This is a genomic window from Vibrio sp. HI00D65, assembly GCF_001635455.1.
Lineage (GTDB): Bacteria > Pseudomonadota > Gammaproteobacteria > Enterobacterales > Vibrionaceae > Vibrio.
Genome location: NZ_LWEH01000072.1, coordinates 1 through 394 on the forward strand (window position 1 = coordinate 1; position 394 = coordinate 394).

Below are 394 nucleotides of genomic sequence, written 5' to 3' on the forward strand. Positions count from 1 at the left end.
TGATTCGTGCCATTTTCATTGAAAATAATGACCGTCTTATCACCATTTTTCAGGGCCGACTTGACCACCGAAGCCATTTCACCCTTAATGGTCACCGACCACTCAGCAGCTTCGTAACCCACACACACTTTTTTGCCCATGAATGCCCCAGGCACATCAGCATATACTTTGCTGTATTTGGGTGGTGTAAAGTCTTCAATGTTGTTCGTAATTTTAATGTCGCCTGGTAGTACTAGTTTTCTGGCGAGAGTAACTCGATTAGACATATTTCACCTATTAACTGAATGATTTAACTGCGCTGTCGATGTAAACCTGTAAAATTTCATCGCTTTGGTTGAGTTCAATGATGGAGTGCTCGTTAGGACGGTAAGCGCCCCAATCAACCACAAGTACC

The 394-nt window shown here is 43.1% G+C and carries 1 pseudogene; it reads right to left on the minus strand.

Annotation, left to right across the window (positions count from 1 at the left end):
• Positions 1–266: pseudogene (locus A3712_RS07635) on the minus strand (phage major tail tube protein); the annotation flags it as partial.
• Positions 267–394: the final 128 nt, after the last annotated feature.